Genomic DNA, 16,465 nt, shown 5'->3' with positions numbered 1-16,465 from the left:
ATGAGTGAATCACATTCATCACAATCAAAAGGAAACGGCGCATCACAAGATCGATTTGCCACACGCTTGATTCATTTTGGCAGTGAAATATGCGAGCATACTGGAGCTTCCAGCGTGCCGATTATTCAAGCGACAACCTTCCATCACGAGGATATATACAACCCTCCAAAGCATGACTATTCGCGTTCTGGCAACCCGACGAGAGAAGCGCTTGAACAATACATTACTGTATTAGAGGGCGGCACGAGAGGCTTTGCCTTTGCCTCCGGCATGGCGGCAATTTCAGCCTCCTTTATGCTCTTTTCCGCAGGAGACCATGTCATCGTGACAGAGGATGTATACGGAGGCACGTATCGATTGCTTACATCGATTCTGAATCGATTCCAATTGGAAGTGACCTTTGTTGACATGACGGATTTGGAACAGGTGAAGGCGGCCATTCGAACCAATACGAAGGGCGTCTACATCGAGACTCCATCTAACCCAACACTAAAAATCACCGATATTGGCGCGGTGGCTGCGTGGGCAAAAGAACAAGGTCTTATTACGCTATTGGATAATACGTTTATGACTCCGTATCATCAGCGTCCGCTCGAGCTTGGTGTGGACATCGTGATCCATAGTGCAACAAAGTTCCTTGGCGGTCATAGTGACGTGCTCGCAGGACTTGTCGTTACGAAGGATGAAGAGCTTGGCGCTCGCGTAAAAATGCTGCAAAATGGTCTGGGCACGGTTCTGGGCGTCCAAGACAGCTGGCTCTTGATGCGCGGCATGAAGACGCTGGAAGCTCGCATGAGACACAGTGAGGAAAGCGCCAAGCGTCTTGCAGAATGGTTGAGCGCTCGCAAGGATATCGTGAAGGTCTATTATCCTGGCTTGGCCGATCATCCAGGCCGTGAGATTCAGGAGCGCCAGTCCTCCGGCTATGGTGCGGTCGTCTCCTTTGACGTAGGTTCTGGCGAGCGAGCGAAGCAGGTGCTAAACCAGGTTCGACTTCCGCTTGTAGCCGTGAGTCTAGGCGCAGTTGAAAGCATTCTGTCCTATCCCGCTATGATGTCCCATGCAGCAATGCCTAAGGAAGTGCGTGCGGAGCGAGGCATTACTGACGGATTGCTCCGATTCTCCGTAGGCCTTGAGCATATAGAGGATTTGCTTGCTGACTTGGATCAGGCGTTAAGCGTGGAATAATCGTTCAATTCATTTAAGATTGAGAATGGGTAGTGGATCACTACCATTATCAAACAACTGCTATATCTAATGCACCGCTTAAGAAACCCCATTTGCAGGCCGCTGCAAAGGTGTATCCTTAGGCGGTGTTTCCGTTTCATCAGGCGAGAAGGACTGGGTTTAATTGCCGGAAGAGAGGGTATTCATGCCGTCCAATCTATGTTACGATGAAAGATGAACGTGAAATGATGCTTATTCCAATCATATCCAGAATGATCATGGAATATAGCTACATCATACGACCTGCAGGGCGCTAGTCCGAGACGATGAAATCTAACGATATAAGACGAGAGGAAGTGACGGTGAGAATGAGTTCACCGGTAGATCGCATACTAGACAAAGCCGTTCGCGGCGAGCGCATCACTACAGAAGAATGTGTGACGCTGTTCGAATCCGATCAGATTGAAAAAATGGGACATGCAGCAAATCAGATCATGCTGAAATGGCATCCAGATCCGATTGCTACCTTTGTAATTGGGCGCAATATTAACTATACGAATGTCTGTGACGTGTATTGCCGCTTCTGTGCATTCTATCGTGCACCAGGCTCCAAGGAAGGCTACGTTCTTCCTAACGAGGTTATTTTCCAAAAGATCCAGGAAACGATTGACGTTGGCGGCACGGAGATTCTTATGCAAGGCGGCACGAATCCGAACCTGCCGTTTAGCTACTATACGAATCTGTTGCGAGAGATTAAGCAGCGCTTCCCTGACATTACGATGCATTCCTTCTCTCCAGCAGAGATTATGAAGATGAAGGAAGTATCCGAGGGTTTGCCGCTTGAAGAAGTTGTTAGAGAGATTCATGCTGCCGGCTTGGATTCCCTTCCTGGTGGCGGAGCAGAGATTCTTGATGACCGCACGCGCCGCAAAATCAGCCGTTTGAAGGGCTCCTGGCGTGATTGGATGGATGTCATGCAGACCGCTCACAAGATTGGAATGAACACAACGGCAACGATGGTTATCGGCTTCGGCGAAGGCGTGGATGAGCGTGCTCTTCACTTGGAACGTGTCCGTACCGCCCAAGACGAGTGCATCCATAACGAGTATCCTTCTAAAGGCTTCTTGGCGTTCATCCCTTGGACATTCCAGCCAGACAATACAAACATGAAGAAGACCGAGCGTGCGACACCTGAAGAATATTTGAAGACGCTGGCGATCAGCCGCCTATATCTCGACAATATTCCTAACTTCCAGTCCTCTTGGGTAACAATGGGACCTGAGATTGGCAAGAAGACGCTAAGCTTTGGCTGCAATGACTTTGGAAGCACCATGATTGAGGAGAATGTCGTGTCTGCAGCAGGCACAACGCATAAAGTGAACATCGAGAGCATCCTTCGTCATATCCGTGAAGCAGGCAAGATTCCTGCGCAGCGCAATACGCGCTATGACATCCTGAAAGTATTTGACGATGTCACTGGAAGCGTGGAACGCGATTTTATTATGCAGAACTAATATCAATAAAAGCCTCAGCTTGATTCCATTAGGCGATGGCTTCTCATAGAAGCGTGCTAAATTCAGTTCGTAAACTGAATTCAGCGCGCTTTTTTTATCAGGATCACGCTGTCGAGAAAGGTACTGATGATGCAATAAGGATGACGAGTATGGTTTTTAGTATGTGTATGAATACTTTTCAATAACGCAGCTGTCACAAAACGAAGTCATGAAACGTAGTTGCGCATGCACACGTATCTTCATCATTGAACGCATTCATTTACTGTTGCTGTCAACGACTGAACAGATTACCATACCGCTCTTCGTATATCTCATTTCTGCCTCCCATATACTTAATAAGGAACAGAAAGGAGTGAGTTCATGGAGCTGTTCACGATAACGATTCCGAATCAGTCCGATCCACAAATCCCTTCCTTGATTGCGCTTCTTGAGCTAGAATTGGGCGATTTACATAAACATCCGTGCGGCGTGACTTTAGAGACGTTTGAAGCTTCGTCCGTATCCGGAGTCACTTGTGTAGGTCAGCTACCCGGCTTTCAGCTGAGTCTTCATGGTCAGGAAGTGTGGAACCGTGCCTCGCGCGCGCTGGCGGAGTACATCTTAGTTACAAAAGAAGAACCACTCATTCGAGCTTTATTGGATAAAGAGCGGTATCTGGATCCACAGGAGAGAGGGAAGATTGAGGATTACTGCCTTCAACTGTTAAATGGGCATGAAGAACTGCAAAGCACGGAAAGCAGACAGCGCCGCAAGACGAAGCTGAGCCGTGCGCTGAATAAGTACTTGGAGGAGCATACTTCGCTCCATCTGGAAGGCTTTATACGCTTTCGCTTGGACAACTATTTGTCCGAGCTTCGTGAAGTTGTGGATTATGCAGTGGACGAATATGTGCTTGAACGTCAGTATCAGGAGTTTATCGGACTTCTGAAATACTTTGTATTTATTCAGGACACGAAGATTCCGTTAGCGCATCTTCTCCACAAAGGCGGGCATGAATTTTTCCTCCTTAACGAAAAATGGGAGCCGCTTGAACCCTCACATGTTGTTGAGGGGATGATCGTCGAAATGATCGATTGCGATATGGAGATGGAGGATATGATTGTGAGCACGCTCATCAATGTCTCTCCAGGACATATTGTCATTCATACTCGGGAAAAAGACTCTCAAGTCATTAAGACGATCCAGCAGATCTTTGATACACGCGTACAGGTATGCGATTTTTGCAGCTCCTGTGAATCGTATTTATCGCCTGGATGGAAGCCCCAAGATCAAGTCATTGATGTGCAGCATTAGTGAAAAGACTGGAAAGGACTTGACCTTGTCCTATTAAATCGCATATAATATGCCATATTATTAGTAAAGAGCACTGGACTCTTTTATGGATATGGCGTTGAAGAAGACATGATGGCAGGATGGAGCCGTTGCAGAGAGAGGAGACAAGGCTGAGATCTCCTTACGGATTACGCTTGCGATTACCACTTCTGAGCTTTGATTGGGAATTTTGCCCGGAGCAGCTACCGCTCTGATGGCTGTAATTAGTATCAATCAACGGTTCATTCCCGTTAGCGAATGCTCAAGGATCATATGCCATTTTGGATCACACATCGACGATTCAATAGGGTTTTGGTCGAATGAGGGTGGAACCACGGGTTAGCTATCAACACTCGTCCCTTTTTGCGGACGGGTGTTTTTTATTTTGTTTAGATTATGGAACTGGAGGCTACAAACATGTCTATGGTACGAATTTCTTTGCCTGACGGCGCTGTGCGTGAGTATGAGCAAGGCGCAACAATCGAAGACGTCGCTGCTTCCATCAGCAGCGGTCTCAAGAAAAGTGCAATTGCAGGAAAATTGAACGGGAAAGTGGTGGATCTGTATACAGCTTTGGAAGACGGAGCACAAGTGGAGATTGTGACACCGGATTCCGCAGACGGTCTGGAGGTAATTCGCCACAGTACAGCTCACTTAATGGCACAAGCGATCAAGCGTCTATACAGTGATGCGGAAGTGAAGCTCGGCATCGGACCAGTTATCGAAGACGGCTTCTACTACGATATCGATATGAACATTTCCCTCACACCTGAGGATCTTCCTAAGATTGAAAAAGAAATGGAGCGGATCGTGAACGAAAATCTTCCGATTCGCCGTCGTGAGGTATCACGCGAAGAAGCGCTTCGCATCTATACTGAGATCGGAGATGAGCTGAAGCTTGAGCTCATTAACGATCTTCCTGAGGATTCTGTCATCTCGATCTACGAGCAAGGCGAATTCTTTGACCTTTGCCGTGGTCCTCACGTGCCAAGCACTGCGAAGCTGAAAGTATTCAAGCTTCTGAATCTTGCCGGCGCTTACTGGCGCGGAGATGCAAAGAACAAAATGCTTCAGCGTATTTACGGTACTGCCTTTACGAAAAAAGCGCAGCTTGACGAGCATCTTCATTTCTTGGAAGAAGCGAAGAAGCGCGACCATCGTAAGCTTGGTAAAGAGCTTAAGATCTTTACCTTCTCTCGTGAAGTGGGACAAGGTCTTCCAATCTGGCTGCCAAATGGCGCCACGCTTCGCCGCACGATGGAGCGCTACATTGTCGATCTTGAAGAGAGACTTGGCTACAATCACGTCTATACACCAGTGCTTGCGAACGTAGAGTTGTACAAGATCTCTGGTCACTGGGAGCACTATCAAGAGGATATGTTCCCTCCAATGCAATTCGATAATGAAGAGCTCGTTCTTCGTCCTATGAACTGTCCGCATCATATGATGGTCTACAAGAGCGAGATGCACAGCTATCGCGAGCTGCCTATCCGTATAGCAGAGCTTGGCAACATGCATCGCTATGAGATGTCCGGCGCATTGACGGGCCTTCACCGCGTGCGTTCCATGACGTTGAATGATGCGCATATCTTCTGTCGACCCGATCAGATCAAAGAAGAGTTTTCTCGCGTTATTAAGCTCATTCGTCAAGTCTACGCTGACTTTGGAATTAAGGAATCGAACTTCCGCTTGTCTTATCGTGATCCACAGGATACAGAGAAGTACTTCCAAGATGACGAGATGTGGGAAACATCCCAGCGCATGCTGCGTGAAGTTGCTGAAGAGATGGAGCTTCCGTTCTACGAGGCAGAGGGCGAAGCGGCGTTCTACGGTCCTAAGCTCGACGTACAGATCAAGACAGCGCTCGGCAAGGAAGAGACGTTGTCAACGGTTCAGCTCGACTTCCTCTTGCCTGAACGCTTCCAGCTGGAGTATGTCGGAGAAGATGGCCAGAAGCACCGCCCAGTTGTTATTCACCGCGGCATTATCAGTACAATGGAGCGCATGACAGCTTTCTTGCTTGAGAACTTTGCTGGCGCACTTCCACTATGGCTTGCACCGGTTCAAGCGAAGATTCTTCCGGTATCGCCTAACTATGAAGAGTATGCGAAGCAAGTGGAAGAGCAGTTCCGTGATGCGGGCATCCGTGTAGAAGCGGATCTTCGCAATGAGAAGCTTGGCTACAAGATTCGTGAAGCGCAGCTTGAGAAGACGGCTTACATGCTTGTTGTAGGCGAGAATGAGAAGAACGGCAACGCTGTATCCGTTCGTAAGCGCGGCGAAGGAGATCTCGGCATGATGACTGTCGCAGAAGCGATTCAAATGATCGGTGAAGAGATTGCTTCGCGTAAAGTGCCTGAGCAGCCTGTGAAGGAACAAGCTTATTTAGGAAAATAGATGCGTGACCGAAGAGCATTCCCCAGTGTGGGAGTGCTCTTTTTTTTGCAGCCGCATGCTACAACATGCATAACTTATCGTCCTCATGGTTATCCTTCGGTTTAAGAGATATGGATTCATCCAGAAGTTAACACTTCGTCCAATTGTGATTGACATCAGGAAACCATTTTGAAAGTTGGAGTGACGATTAGTGAAAAGTTACAGGTTGCGTACTTCGATTGTAATCTTAGGTGGAATGCTTGTTGCAGCCATGCTGTATTCCACTCTATCTCGAGCAGCTTCACCGCAGCTTACGAAAGAAACCTCGGCTATTGCGCTAAAGGAAACCCACATACAAGAGCATGCTTCGACCCACGCAAGGAATACAGCTCAAAATAAACGGTCAGAAGGCAAGATGGATACAGAGGAAACAGCTGCTTCTGTTAGTGCGAACCGTGCCTTGCTGTTTAGTGATTCGGTGCTTGCTCCCCAGCATGAGCAGATTATTAAGCAGGTTAACGTGACAGCGACCGGCTATACGGCAGGAGAAGAATCGACAGGCAAGCGACCAGGACACCCTGCCTATGGCATTACCTATTCAGGTGTTAAAGTAAAGCGGAGCTACGTTTCAACGGTTGCAGCCGACCTTAGCATCTTTCCGCTTGGCAGTATTTTGTACGTGCCTGGTTACGGCTACGGTGTAGTGGCTGATATTGGGGCTAAGATTAAAGGCAAGAGGCTTGACTTGTATTTTGATACGACACGCCAAGTTTACGCTCAGTGGGGGAAGAAAAACGTGGATGTCCTTCTTATTAAACGAGGTAATGGGAAGGTTACAGAGACCATGCTGGAGGATCTTAATGAGGCTGTTATGAAGCACGGCGGGATTCCGAAGACCTCGTTATGATGATATGATGTTATGATGTTGGAAAAATCAGCTGGATTGTTCGACGTGCTTCATTTGAATAAACTCCATAGGGTCATCGCATAATACTTGAGGGGAAATCACCAAGGTGATCCTCGATTGAAGCTCATGAGGACATGGAATCATGGCCCATGAGAACCATTAGGAGGTGAAACGCGATGGCTAACAACAAAAACAAAAACAAATTTGGCGCAGCTCAAGCTGGTGCAGCTGATGCTGGTGTAGGCGCTGCTGGATTTGGTGCAGCTGATGCAGGTTTCGGTGCTGCTCAAGCTGGTGCTAGCGAAAACTTTGATGCTGAGTTTGCTACAGAGCAAGCTACTGGTGTACCAGCATCCAAGACTGCTAAAGCTTCCGAGAAGCAACAATAATTTGCTCATCATGAGCAAATCACATCTAAATACGATAGCAGATCTAATTCAGAGTTCCTTATCGAACTCTTAATAATCTGCGAGAGGTAGCAGAAGCATATAAGGAAATCGTTCCTGCATGATTCTTATCTCTCACCCTGAAAAAGTCGTCTTAGCCGCTTTCTTAAGCTCTAAGGCGGCTTTTTATATGTTAATCTGTACTTATTGGCGAATCGTTACTTTGGTATGCAAGGGAACGATTGCAGCAAGCTGAAGCACATCCTCATTGTACATGCGAATGCAGCCATGAGACACCAAATGGCCAATGGAAGCTGGATTATCCGTTCCATGAATCCCGTAGTGAGGCCGTGATAAACCCATCCAGAAGGCACCGAATGGTCCTCCAGGGTTAGGTGCTTTATTCATTATTTCATATTCGCCTACAGGTGTTTGGGTAAGCATCGTGCCAATTCCAATAGGGAATCCGCGGACAACAGTATTCTCGTCAAGAAGATACAGCTGGCGGCTGGACAAATCTACAATAATGCGATAATTCGGCAATGAAAACACTCCTATCATGAATAAAATGCGGAAAAAACGATTACCTTCAAATGCAGGGTCATCCATAATTTGTTTAAGATCTCCGTCTCTAGACCGAGACAAGTTCAATCTCACGTTGCTGTTCGTACATATTGCGTTCCTTTATACTACGGATATAAGATGAAGATGAACTTACAAAGAGAGGGATTGATCATGAATAGACGAAGCTCTTGGTTAGGAGGCTTAATTCTAATCAGCATAGGCTTGATATTCCTGCTTCAGCAGTGGGGGTATATTGTCATTGATTTTAGCATTGGGGAACTGATCGGCACTTTCTGGCCTTTGATCCCAATATATGTGGGACTTAGCGGTTTGCTGCAAGGCGGTTTCTGGGGCATCTTCCCCCTTGCTGTCGGTGTGTATTTCCAGCTGTCTAACCTGAACATCATCACGATGTCCATGGGAGAGTTTATCCGCATGGGAGCGCCGGTAGCCTTGATTGTAGCAGGCTTATGGCTGTTGTTCCGCCCAAGATCCAAAAAGAAACGCCATAAGCATATGAATCATATGGATGACTATCTGAACCAATCAGAGTATCCGCAAGGCGGGCCGAATGGATCGCCGAACAACAGCAAAGGTTCAATGAACGTGGATATGGGATCAGCATCTCATGAAGATCCACTAGCGAAGTATGAAAATTACCCAGATCCATTTAAGGATGTGGACTATACCAAGGATACCGGTCCGAACTTCGAAGAGATGGAGAAGGAAAAGGAGAACGCAAAGTTCAAAAGCCAAGCACACCAATCCTTCCAGGATCACGATGCCAAGCATAAGCAGAGCAATCATCACCATCACAGCTCACACTGGGGACATGATGGAAAAACCATCAACAAATCAGGTTTCATTGGCGACTATAATATCGGACAGGATTACTGGGAGCTTAAGCCGATGAATGTCTCCCACTTTATTGGAGATACGTCGATCGATTTGACGAAGGCGCAGATTCCTTACGGCGAGACGAGACTTAACATTTCGGCATTTATTGGCGACGTAAAGCTGTACGTGCCAAATGATATCGATCTGGGCGTAGCCGTAACTTCAAGCTCTTTCCTAGGAGATGTAAAGGTGTTTGGAGAAAGGCTTGAAGGCTTTATGCGGAATGTTCAGACTCAAACGCCGAACTATCCGGAGGCCAACAAGAAAATCCGCATTATCGTAAGCGGCTTTATCTCTGACATTAAGATCGTAAGGGTGGGATAAGCCTCATGATTAAAAAGCTGTACCTGAATGCACGCAGTGTGAAATGGGAGCTGTTGGTCACCTTTATCATCTCGGGATGCATTATCATTAGCGTGCTCTGGATAGGTTTACTCTACGGCGATGATTGGCTGAATGGCTTCAACTGGTGGACGTATGGAATGCTCACTGTTCTCATCGTGTCCACCTTCACAGGATACATTGCAGGTCTTCGGCTACAGCGCAGGCTTGATGTCCTTCATGAAGGCATGATGCAAGTTTCCAAAGGAAATGGATCTTACCGGATTAAAGAGAACGACGAGGATGCGTCGTTCTCTCGTTTGTATGATGATTTTAATAAAATGGTCTCAACCATGGAGCATAAAATTAAAGTGCTGCAGAAGCTTACCGAGCAGCAGGACTACGAACGGGAGCGAGTGAGTGAAACGATCGTGCAGGAAGAGCGCAAGCGGCTGGCGCGTGATTTGCACGATACGGTAAGCCAGCAGCTATTCGCCATGCATATGGCGTCTTCTTCTCTTCCTAAGATGATGGAGTTGGACCCAGAGCGGGGGAAGGCTGTCATCGAACAGCTGATTGGCATCTCTCATACCGCTCAGCGTCAAATGAGGGGCCTTATCGCACAGCTCCGTCCAATCGAGCTGGACGGCAAGACGATTGTAGAGGCTCTGCATTATTGGTTCCCAGACTACTGCAATCAAAATGGACTGCAAGGGAAGCTTGATCTACAAGTGAATGATTCCTTGTCTGATGCGAAGGAGCATCAGCTGTTCCTCTTAATTCAGGAAGCAATGGCGAATGTCGTTAAGCATGCAAAGGCTCGCCAAGTGACGTTAACGCTGCAGGAAGAAGATAATCGGATCATGCTTCATGTTGCGGATGACGGTGTCGGCTTCAACCGCAATGCAGTCTCGAATGGCGGCAGCTACGGACTGTCAACGATGAACGAGCGTGTGGATAAGCTTGGCGGTCATATGGAGCTCATAAGCACACCTGGAGCGGGGACGACGATTCGAGTCTTGATTCCGCTATTTGAAGATAAAGAAGACAGCGATGCATCAGAGAGAGAAGAAGCAAACCAGGACGAAGAGGGAGGAACCATGAATGGAACGGAAGATGAGCATCTTTCTCGTGGATGATCATGAGATGGTTCGAATGGGACTCAAGACTTATCTGATGCTTGATCCTGAATTAACGGTTATAGGAGAAGCGGGCGGAGGGCATGATGCGATCGCTCAGATCGATGAAATGGAGGATTTGCCGGACCTCGTGCTTATGGATTTGAAAATGCCTGATCTTGACGGTGTCGAGACGACGAGGCAACTGATTGAATCCTATCCGAATCTTCGCATCGTCATGCTGACCAGCTTTATGGAGGATGATCAGGTTGTAGCCGCGATTCAGGCAGGGGCAACAAGCTATGTGCTGAAGACCGTATCCGCAGAAGACCTGATCTATGCCATACGCGGCGCTATGAAGGGGATGCCGGTGATGAGCGGCGAAGTGTCGCAGGCGCTAACAAGGGGAATGCGCAAGCAGGCGTCAAGCGCAGACGATGCAGGGCTTACGGAGCGTGAAAAGGAAGTACTCCTGCTTATCGCAGATGGCAAGGCGAATAAGGAGATCTCGGATGAGCTTCACATTAGCATTAAGACGGTGAAGACCCATGTATCCAATCTGCTGATGAAATGCGAGCTTCAGGATCGAACACAGCTCGCTGTATATGCTCACCGCAAAGGCTGGGTGAAATAATAGGAAGCCGATACACTGTCTAGGAATGAGGGGAATCCCTGTCGACAGGTGTCGGCTTTTTTCGTTGGATTCCGATGGAGAGGGTTCCGAAGTGTAATCTGCTCATGCTAAACTAAACGTAAAGGCTTTAATGACTCTAGTGCCTGGGGCATGCATGTTTTATCCTGTTTTATGATGTTTTTAATGTCGATTTAAGGTTCGAGGTCCATTATATAAACATAACGATACACCAACATGAACCATGATCATGATCATAGACATCATTTTCATCTTAGGGAGGGTTACTTAATGGACGATCAGCGTAAATTCGATTCCAATAATGACAATGGGCAACAAGGCGATGCAAACAGAGAGCAAGCAGCCGCAAGCCAAAATGGGGAAGCAAAAGGAAACTCCCATTACTATTATGCATACGGGCCTTATCAATCTGTAAAAAATGAAGAGCCTGAAGCAAGCAAGATGGATGCCAAGGATGTCGAGATGACGCCGCCAACACCAGTAAAGCCATTGCCATTCTCAAGCACGACTCGTACTTCCTATGGGCTGAATGCCCAAGGCTCAAATGGAGGAGGAACTCCTCCGCAAAGCAACTGGCAGTATAAACAGCCAGAGAAGAAGCGTTCTTCGTTCCGCTCTATGTTCGTTTCTTTCCTGGCAGGGGCGCTAGTCGTCTCCACGCTTATGTTCACAGCCGATTACTATAATCTGTTCACAGGAAACAATGTGCCGGCAGCTTCATCGAACAAGAGCAGCAACGCTCAGACGGTATCGACATCGTCTCAGCAAGCGCCATTCCCTAACGGAGCGGCTTCCGTTGCCGATGTCGTGAAGACAGCAGGCCCTGCAGTCGTGAAGATTGAGACATTCTCCAAATCTGGGGGCAACAATTCCAGCAACAGCTGGTGGTACAATGATCCGTACTTCCGTCAATTCTTTGGCGACAGCTTTGGAGGCAACGGCAGCAACGGCGGCAACGGCAATAACAGCAATGAAGGCGGACAACTGCAGCCACTTGGTCTTGGCACAGGATTCATTTTTGAGAAAGACGGCTACATCTTGACGAACAATCACGTTATCGAGGGTGCGGATCAAGTTCAAGTATATGTAGATGGATATGAGAAGCCATTCGATGCTAAGGTACTTGGTAAAAGCGATGAGCTTGACCTTGCCGTACTGAAAATTGAAGGGGAAGCTGATCTGCCAACGATACAATTAGGTGACTCTGATCAGATTGCCGTTGGTGAGCAGGTTGTGGCAATTGGTAACCCATCAGGCTTTGACCACACTGTAACGACTGGTGTACTGAGTGCTAAAGGCCGTGAGATCGAGGCAAGCGATAATGGTCAAGCGAAGAAGTATACGAACTTGCTTCAAACAGATGCATCCATCAACCCTGGTAACTCAGGCGGCCCTCTTTTGAACATGAATGGCCAGGTTATCGGGATGAACGTTGCTGTGAGCAAGGATGCACAAGGCATTGGCTTTGCGATTCCATCAAATACCATTAGCAAAGTCGTAGAAGACCTTAAAGCGAATCGCGAGATTCCAAAAGAGCCTGTGCCTTTCATTGGCGCAACGCTCGCATCCATGACGGAGCAAATCGCGAACCAATTGGGTACGGACGTGAAGGAGGGCGCTTTGGTCACAAATGTCGTCTTCGGCTCCCCTGCTTATCAGGCTGAGCTCCGTGCCTATGACATCATCACAGCAATTGATGGTCAGACGATTAAGACCAACCAAGAGTTGATCGAAGCGATTGGCAAGAAAAAAGTCGGCGACACGGTTAAATTGACGTTACACCGCAATGGAAAGTCTGCTGAAGTGTCGATTAAGATTGGTGACCGCAACAAGTTCGAGGAGCAAATTAATCAACAGCAGCAGGTTCAACCATAATAGCATAGAGCAGAAATGAGGAGTGGCGAAGGGACGATCCTTCTCCACTCTTTTTTTTGTCCGATTAGGCAGCAGGGTGTTTAACACGCCCGTACCCTGTGTAACAAAGCATTAGACATGATACAATAGACTTATTATGGACACATGCATACCTTATATCGTTTGTGGAAGGGAAGGATACGATGCGTTCCTATATTCTTGTAGTAGATGATGATGAGAAAATTACGTCCATGCTAAAGCGTGGACTTGTATTTGAGGGCTTTGAGGTCCTGACTGCGAATAATGGTGCGGAAGGACTCAGAGAAATGATGATCAGAGAGCCTGATCTGCTTATCTTAGATGTTATGATGCCTGAAGTGGACGGACTTGAGGTCGTTCGGCGGATGCGAGAAGCGGGCAGCAACGTGCCTGTGCTCATGCTGACAGCTAAGGATGCGATTCAGGATCGAGTGAAGGGGCTTGACCTTGGAGCGGATGATTATCTTGTCAAACCATTTGCGCTTGAAGAGCTGCTGGCGCGTGTGCGTGCTCTACTTCGCAGACGCTCGGAAAGCGAAGGCAGCAACCATATTCTGCGCTTTGAGGATCTGGAGATGGATCTTCACTCCCGTGAAGTGAAGCGCAACAATATGTCCATTGAGCTCACGGCCAAGGAATTTGAGCTGCTGCACCTCTTTATGCAGAACCCGAAGCGGGTGCTGCCTCGAGATGTGATTATGGAGAAGATCTGGGGATACGATTACAGCGGAGAGTCGAATGTGCTGGAGGTGTATATAGCGATGCTCAGACAGAAGACCGAAGAGCATGGTGGCAAGCGTATTATCATGACTATACGTGGAACAGGCTACGTTTTGAGAGGGGACGCGTAACGGATGTCGATTAGACTTCGGCTTACGGTCTGGTATTCGACGCTTCTAGCTTTCACGTTGTTTTTCTTTTGTATCTCCATCTATACTTTTGTTGATTACAATCTCTATAACGATGTGAAGGCTCATATTAACAAGAGCCTTGCGAAGCTGAAGATTCAACCGACCATTAACTTTGAAAAGGGATTGAATCTTGATCTTTCGGCATCAAGCGGTGCTAGCTTGAGTGAAGAGGAGCTGTTCGTTCAAATTATCAACTTTACGAACGGGGAGCGAACAATCTCGAACAATTTGGAGTTTTTTGAGCTTAATATCCCTCTGCCGCAGAAGCCCAATGATATTGTGGAAGGCTACCGCAAAGTAAGCGACCCTAATAATGGGGAATTCCTGCTCTACGAACAGAGTATCGACATTCGCAATCAGACAGTAGGCGCGATTCAAGTCTTCTCCTATACAGGCAGAGAGGCGAAATTTACGCATGAGCTAAGGAGCATACTGGTCGTATCCTCCTTAGTGACGATCGTTGTTGCCTTCTCGTTAGGTTTATTTTTGGCTCAAAAATCGCTTCGACCGATTGAAAATATCATTCGAGCTACGAATCGCATTCAGACCGGGAATGACCTAAGCGTCAGAATTCCAAGGGTCGGTCCGCCTGAGGATGAGATTGGTCAGCTGACCGAGACGATCAACCGAATGCTCGGGCGTATGGAGACGTTCTACAATGAGCTCGATGAAGCCTACAGACATCAGCGGCGCTTTGTATCCGATGTCTCGCATGAGCTTCGTACACCGCTTACGACGATCCGCGGAAACGTTGATTTGCTGCAGAAGATGAATACGAATGTAGATAAGGCACTCGCATTGTCCGAGGCTGAGCGCGATCAGATGATGACAGAGGCGTTGAAGGATATTTCCGATGAGTCAAGAAGAATGAGCCAGCTCATCAACGATATGCTCTCCTTGGCGCGGGCAGATGCCGGCCAGAAGATGGAGATGTCTGTAATAGAGGTGAAGCCGCTTGTGGAAGAGGTGGCAAGAAGGGCACAATTCCTCCCTCGCAAGGCGGAGTGGCATCTTCAGGACATTGAAGTACTGGATGGTGCTTATGTGCGAGGCAATCGGGACTATCTCCAGCAGATGCTGTTCATTTTTATTGAAAATGCCTTTAAGTATACGTCTGAAGGCGAGGTTGTTCTTAGTGCGGTAAGACAAGATGATCAGATTGGACTAAGAATTAGAGATAGCGGAATTGGGATGAATCAAAAAGAAGTCCCGTATATCTTTGAACGGTTCTACCGAGCGGATGTATCTCGAGGCGTGACACAAGGCACAGGCTTAGGTCTTGCGATTGCGAAATGGATTATCGATGAGCATGCAGGCTCGGTTGAAGTGCTCACGAAGCCGGGCAAAGGAACGACCTTCATCGTATGGCTTCCTTTAACTGTAGTCGACGAAGGGGATATTGTTCCCTTATAATAGAGAGAGGCTTGATAAGATTCAGATTGAGCAACGATAAGCTTGAGATAGACACAATATGGAAGCAGGTGGATTCGGTGGAAGTGAAAAAGATAACGCCTAGAGGCTATTGCTACGGAGTTGTCGATGCTATGGTTATCGCACAGCAAACCGCTCGCAATCTTGATTTGCCTCGACCGATTTATATAATTGGGATGATTGTACACAATAGTCATGTGACGAAATCATTCGAAGAAGAAGGAATCATCACCCTGGATGGTCCTAATCGGCTGGACATATTGGATCAGGTTGATTCCGGAACGATCATCTTCACCGCTCACGGCGTATCTCCAGAGGTTCGCAAGAAGGCGCGCGAGAAGGGATTAACGTGCGTAGACGCCACTTGCCCAGACGTAACAAGAACACACGACCTGATTCGTGAGAAGACAGGCGAGGGCTATGAGGTCATTTATATTGGCAAGAAGGGGCATCCTGAGCCGGAAGGAGCGATCGGGGTCGCTCCGCATGCCGTACATCTCATTGAGCGTGAAGAGGAGATCGATGGCCTTCAGATTCATGCAGATAAGATTATCATTACGAACCAGACGACGATGAGTCAATGGGACATCAAGCATATCATGAATCAGCTGATTAAGAAGTATCCTCATGCCGAAATTCATAATGAAATTTGCATGGCGACCCAAGAAAGACAAGCTGCGGTTGCTGAACAGGCTGTAGGCTGCGACTTAGTCATTGTCGTTGGTGACCCGCGGAGCAATAACTCCAATCGTTTGGCGCAGGTGGCTACCGAGATTGCGGGAGTCCCTTCCCATCGAATCGCGGATCTTACAGAGCTCGATGTGAATTGGTTTAAGAATGTGAAGGTGGTAGGTGTAACCTCAGGCGCATCAACTCCTACACCAATAACGAAAGAGGTCGTTCAATACTTAGAGCAATATGATCCAGACGATGAGTCGACCTGGGAGAAAAAACGTACTGTCAATATGAAGCGTCTCTTGCCAACGGTTCGGGACAAAGCTAAATCTACGAAGTAAG

The 16,465-nt window shown here is 47.7% G+C and carries 14 protein-coding genes; 13 read left to right on the top strand and 1 reads right to left on the bottom strand.

What is annotated here, in order from left to right:
- From I2H74_RS04690 to I2H74_RS04665, 6 genes are all read left to right on the top strand, one after another.
- Positions 1–1,188, top strand: a complete 1,188-nt coding sequence (locus I2H74_RS04690; RefSeq protein WP_195571992.1) for a trans-sulfuration enzyme family protein — start codon at positions 1–3, stop codon at positions 1,186–1,188.
- Between the two features lie 347 nt (positions 1,189–1,535).
- Positions 1,536–2,681 carry a cyclic dehypoxanthinyl futalosine synthase gene (mqnC, locus tag I2H74_RS04685; RefSeq protein WP_229106331.1) on the top strand — a complete coding sequence of 382 codons (1,146 nt, stop codon included), beginning with the start codon at positions 1,536–1,538 and terminating at the stop codon, positions 2,679–2,681.
- 360 nt (positions 2,682–3,041) lie between these two features.
- Positions 3,042–3,974: a putative sporulation protein YtxC gene (gene ytxC, locus I2H74_RS04680; protein ID WP_195571990.1), complete on the top strand. Its 933-nt coding sequence runs from the start codon at positions 3,042–3,044 to the stop codon at positions 3,972–3,974.
- A gap of 435 nt (positions 3,975–4,409) precedes the next feature.
- On the top strand, positions 4,410–6,389 hold the full coding sequence (thrS, locus tag I2H74_RS04675; protein WP_195571989.1) for a threonine--tRNA ligase: 1,980 nt from the start codon (positions 4,410–4,412) through the stop codon (positions 6,387–6,389).
- A 394-nt stretch (positions 6,390–6,783) separates the two neighbouring features.
- Positions 6,784–7,275, top strand: a complete 492-nt coding sequence (locus I2H74_RS04670) for a 3D domain-containing protein (RefSeq protein ID WP_420707418.1) — start codon at positions 6,784–6,786, stop codon at positions 7,273–7,275.
- Between the two features lie 176 nt (positions 7,276–7,451).
- Complete coding sequence (locus tag I2H74_RS04665) at positions 7,452–7,664, top strand: hypothetical protein (protein ID WP_195571988.1); 213 nt, start codon at positions 7,452–7,454, stop codon at positions 7,662–7,664.
- 201 nt (positions 7,665–7,865) lie between these two features.
- On the opposite strand, the gene I2H74_RS04660 is transcribed toward I2H74_RS04665, so the two are convergent.
- Entirely contained in the window at positions 7,866–8,204 is a 339-nt protein-coding gene (locus I2H74_RS04660; RefSeq protein WP_195571987.1) for a L,D-transpeptidase, read from the bottom strand.
- Between the two features lie 192 nt (positions 8,205–8,396).
- On the opposite strand from I2H74_RS04660, the gene liaF reads away from it, so the two are divergent.
- The 7 genes from liaF (at position 8,397) to I2H74_RS04625 (ending at position 16,464) form a co-directional block, all read left to right on the top strand.
- Positions 8,397–9,446, top strand: a complete 1,050-nt coding sequence (gene liaF / locus I2H74_RS04655; protein ID WP_195571986.1) for a cell wall-active antibiotics response protein LiaF — start codon at positions 8,397–8,399, stop codon at positions 9,444–9,446.
- 5 nt (positions 9,447–9,451) lie between these two features.
- Positions 9,452–10,582, top strand: coding sequence for a sensor histidine kinase (locus I2H74_RS04650; RefSeq protein WP_195571985.1), 1,131 nt, complete (start codon positions 9,452–9,454; stop codon positions 10,580–10,582).
- Entirely contained in the window at positions 10,548–11,195 is a 648-nt protein-coding gene (locus I2H74_RS04645; protein WP_195571984.1) for a response regulator, read from the top strand. Before I2H74_RS04650 ends, I2H74_RS04645 begins: the two co-directional genes overlap by 35 nt.
- A 288-nt stretch (positions 11,196–11,483) precedes the next feature.
- Complete coding sequence (locus I2H74_RS04640) at positions 11,484–13,088, top strand: S1C family serine protease (RefSeq protein WP_195571983.1); 1,605 nt, start codon at positions 11,484–11,486, stop codon at positions 13,086–13,088.
- Between the two features lie 182 nt (positions 13,089–13,270).
- Positions 13,271–13,957 carry a response regulator transcription factor gene (locus I2H74_RS04635; RefSeq protein WP_195571982.1) on the top strand — a complete coding sequence of 229 codons (687 nt, stop codon included), beginning with the start codon at positions 13,271–13,273 and terminating at the stop codon, positions 13,955–13,957.
- Positions 13,958–13,960: 3 nt separating this feature from the next.
- Entirely contained in the window at positions 13,961–15,430 is a 1,470-nt protein-coding gene (locus tag I2H74_RS04630) for a sensor histidine kinase (RefSeq protein WP_195571981.1), read from the top strand.
- A gap of 77 nt (positions 15,431–15,507) precedes the next feature.
- Positions 15,508–16,464 (top strand): 4-hydroxy-3-methylbut-2-enyl diphosphate reductase, encoded by a 957-nt coding sequence (locus I2H74_RS04625; protein WP_195572148.1) that lies wholly within the window; start codon positions 15,508–15,510, stop codon positions 16,462–16,464.
- The last annotated feature ends 1 nt before the right edge of the window (position 16,465 follow it).

The organism is Paenibacillus sp. 1001270B_150601_E10, assembly GCF_015558675.1.
Classification (GTDB): Bacteria; Bacillota; Bacilli; order Paenibacillales; family Paenibacillaceae; genus Paenibacillus_B.
The sequence above is the reverse complement of the archived record's forward strand: the minus strand, read 5'-3'. Positions and strand labels throughout refer to the sequence as shown.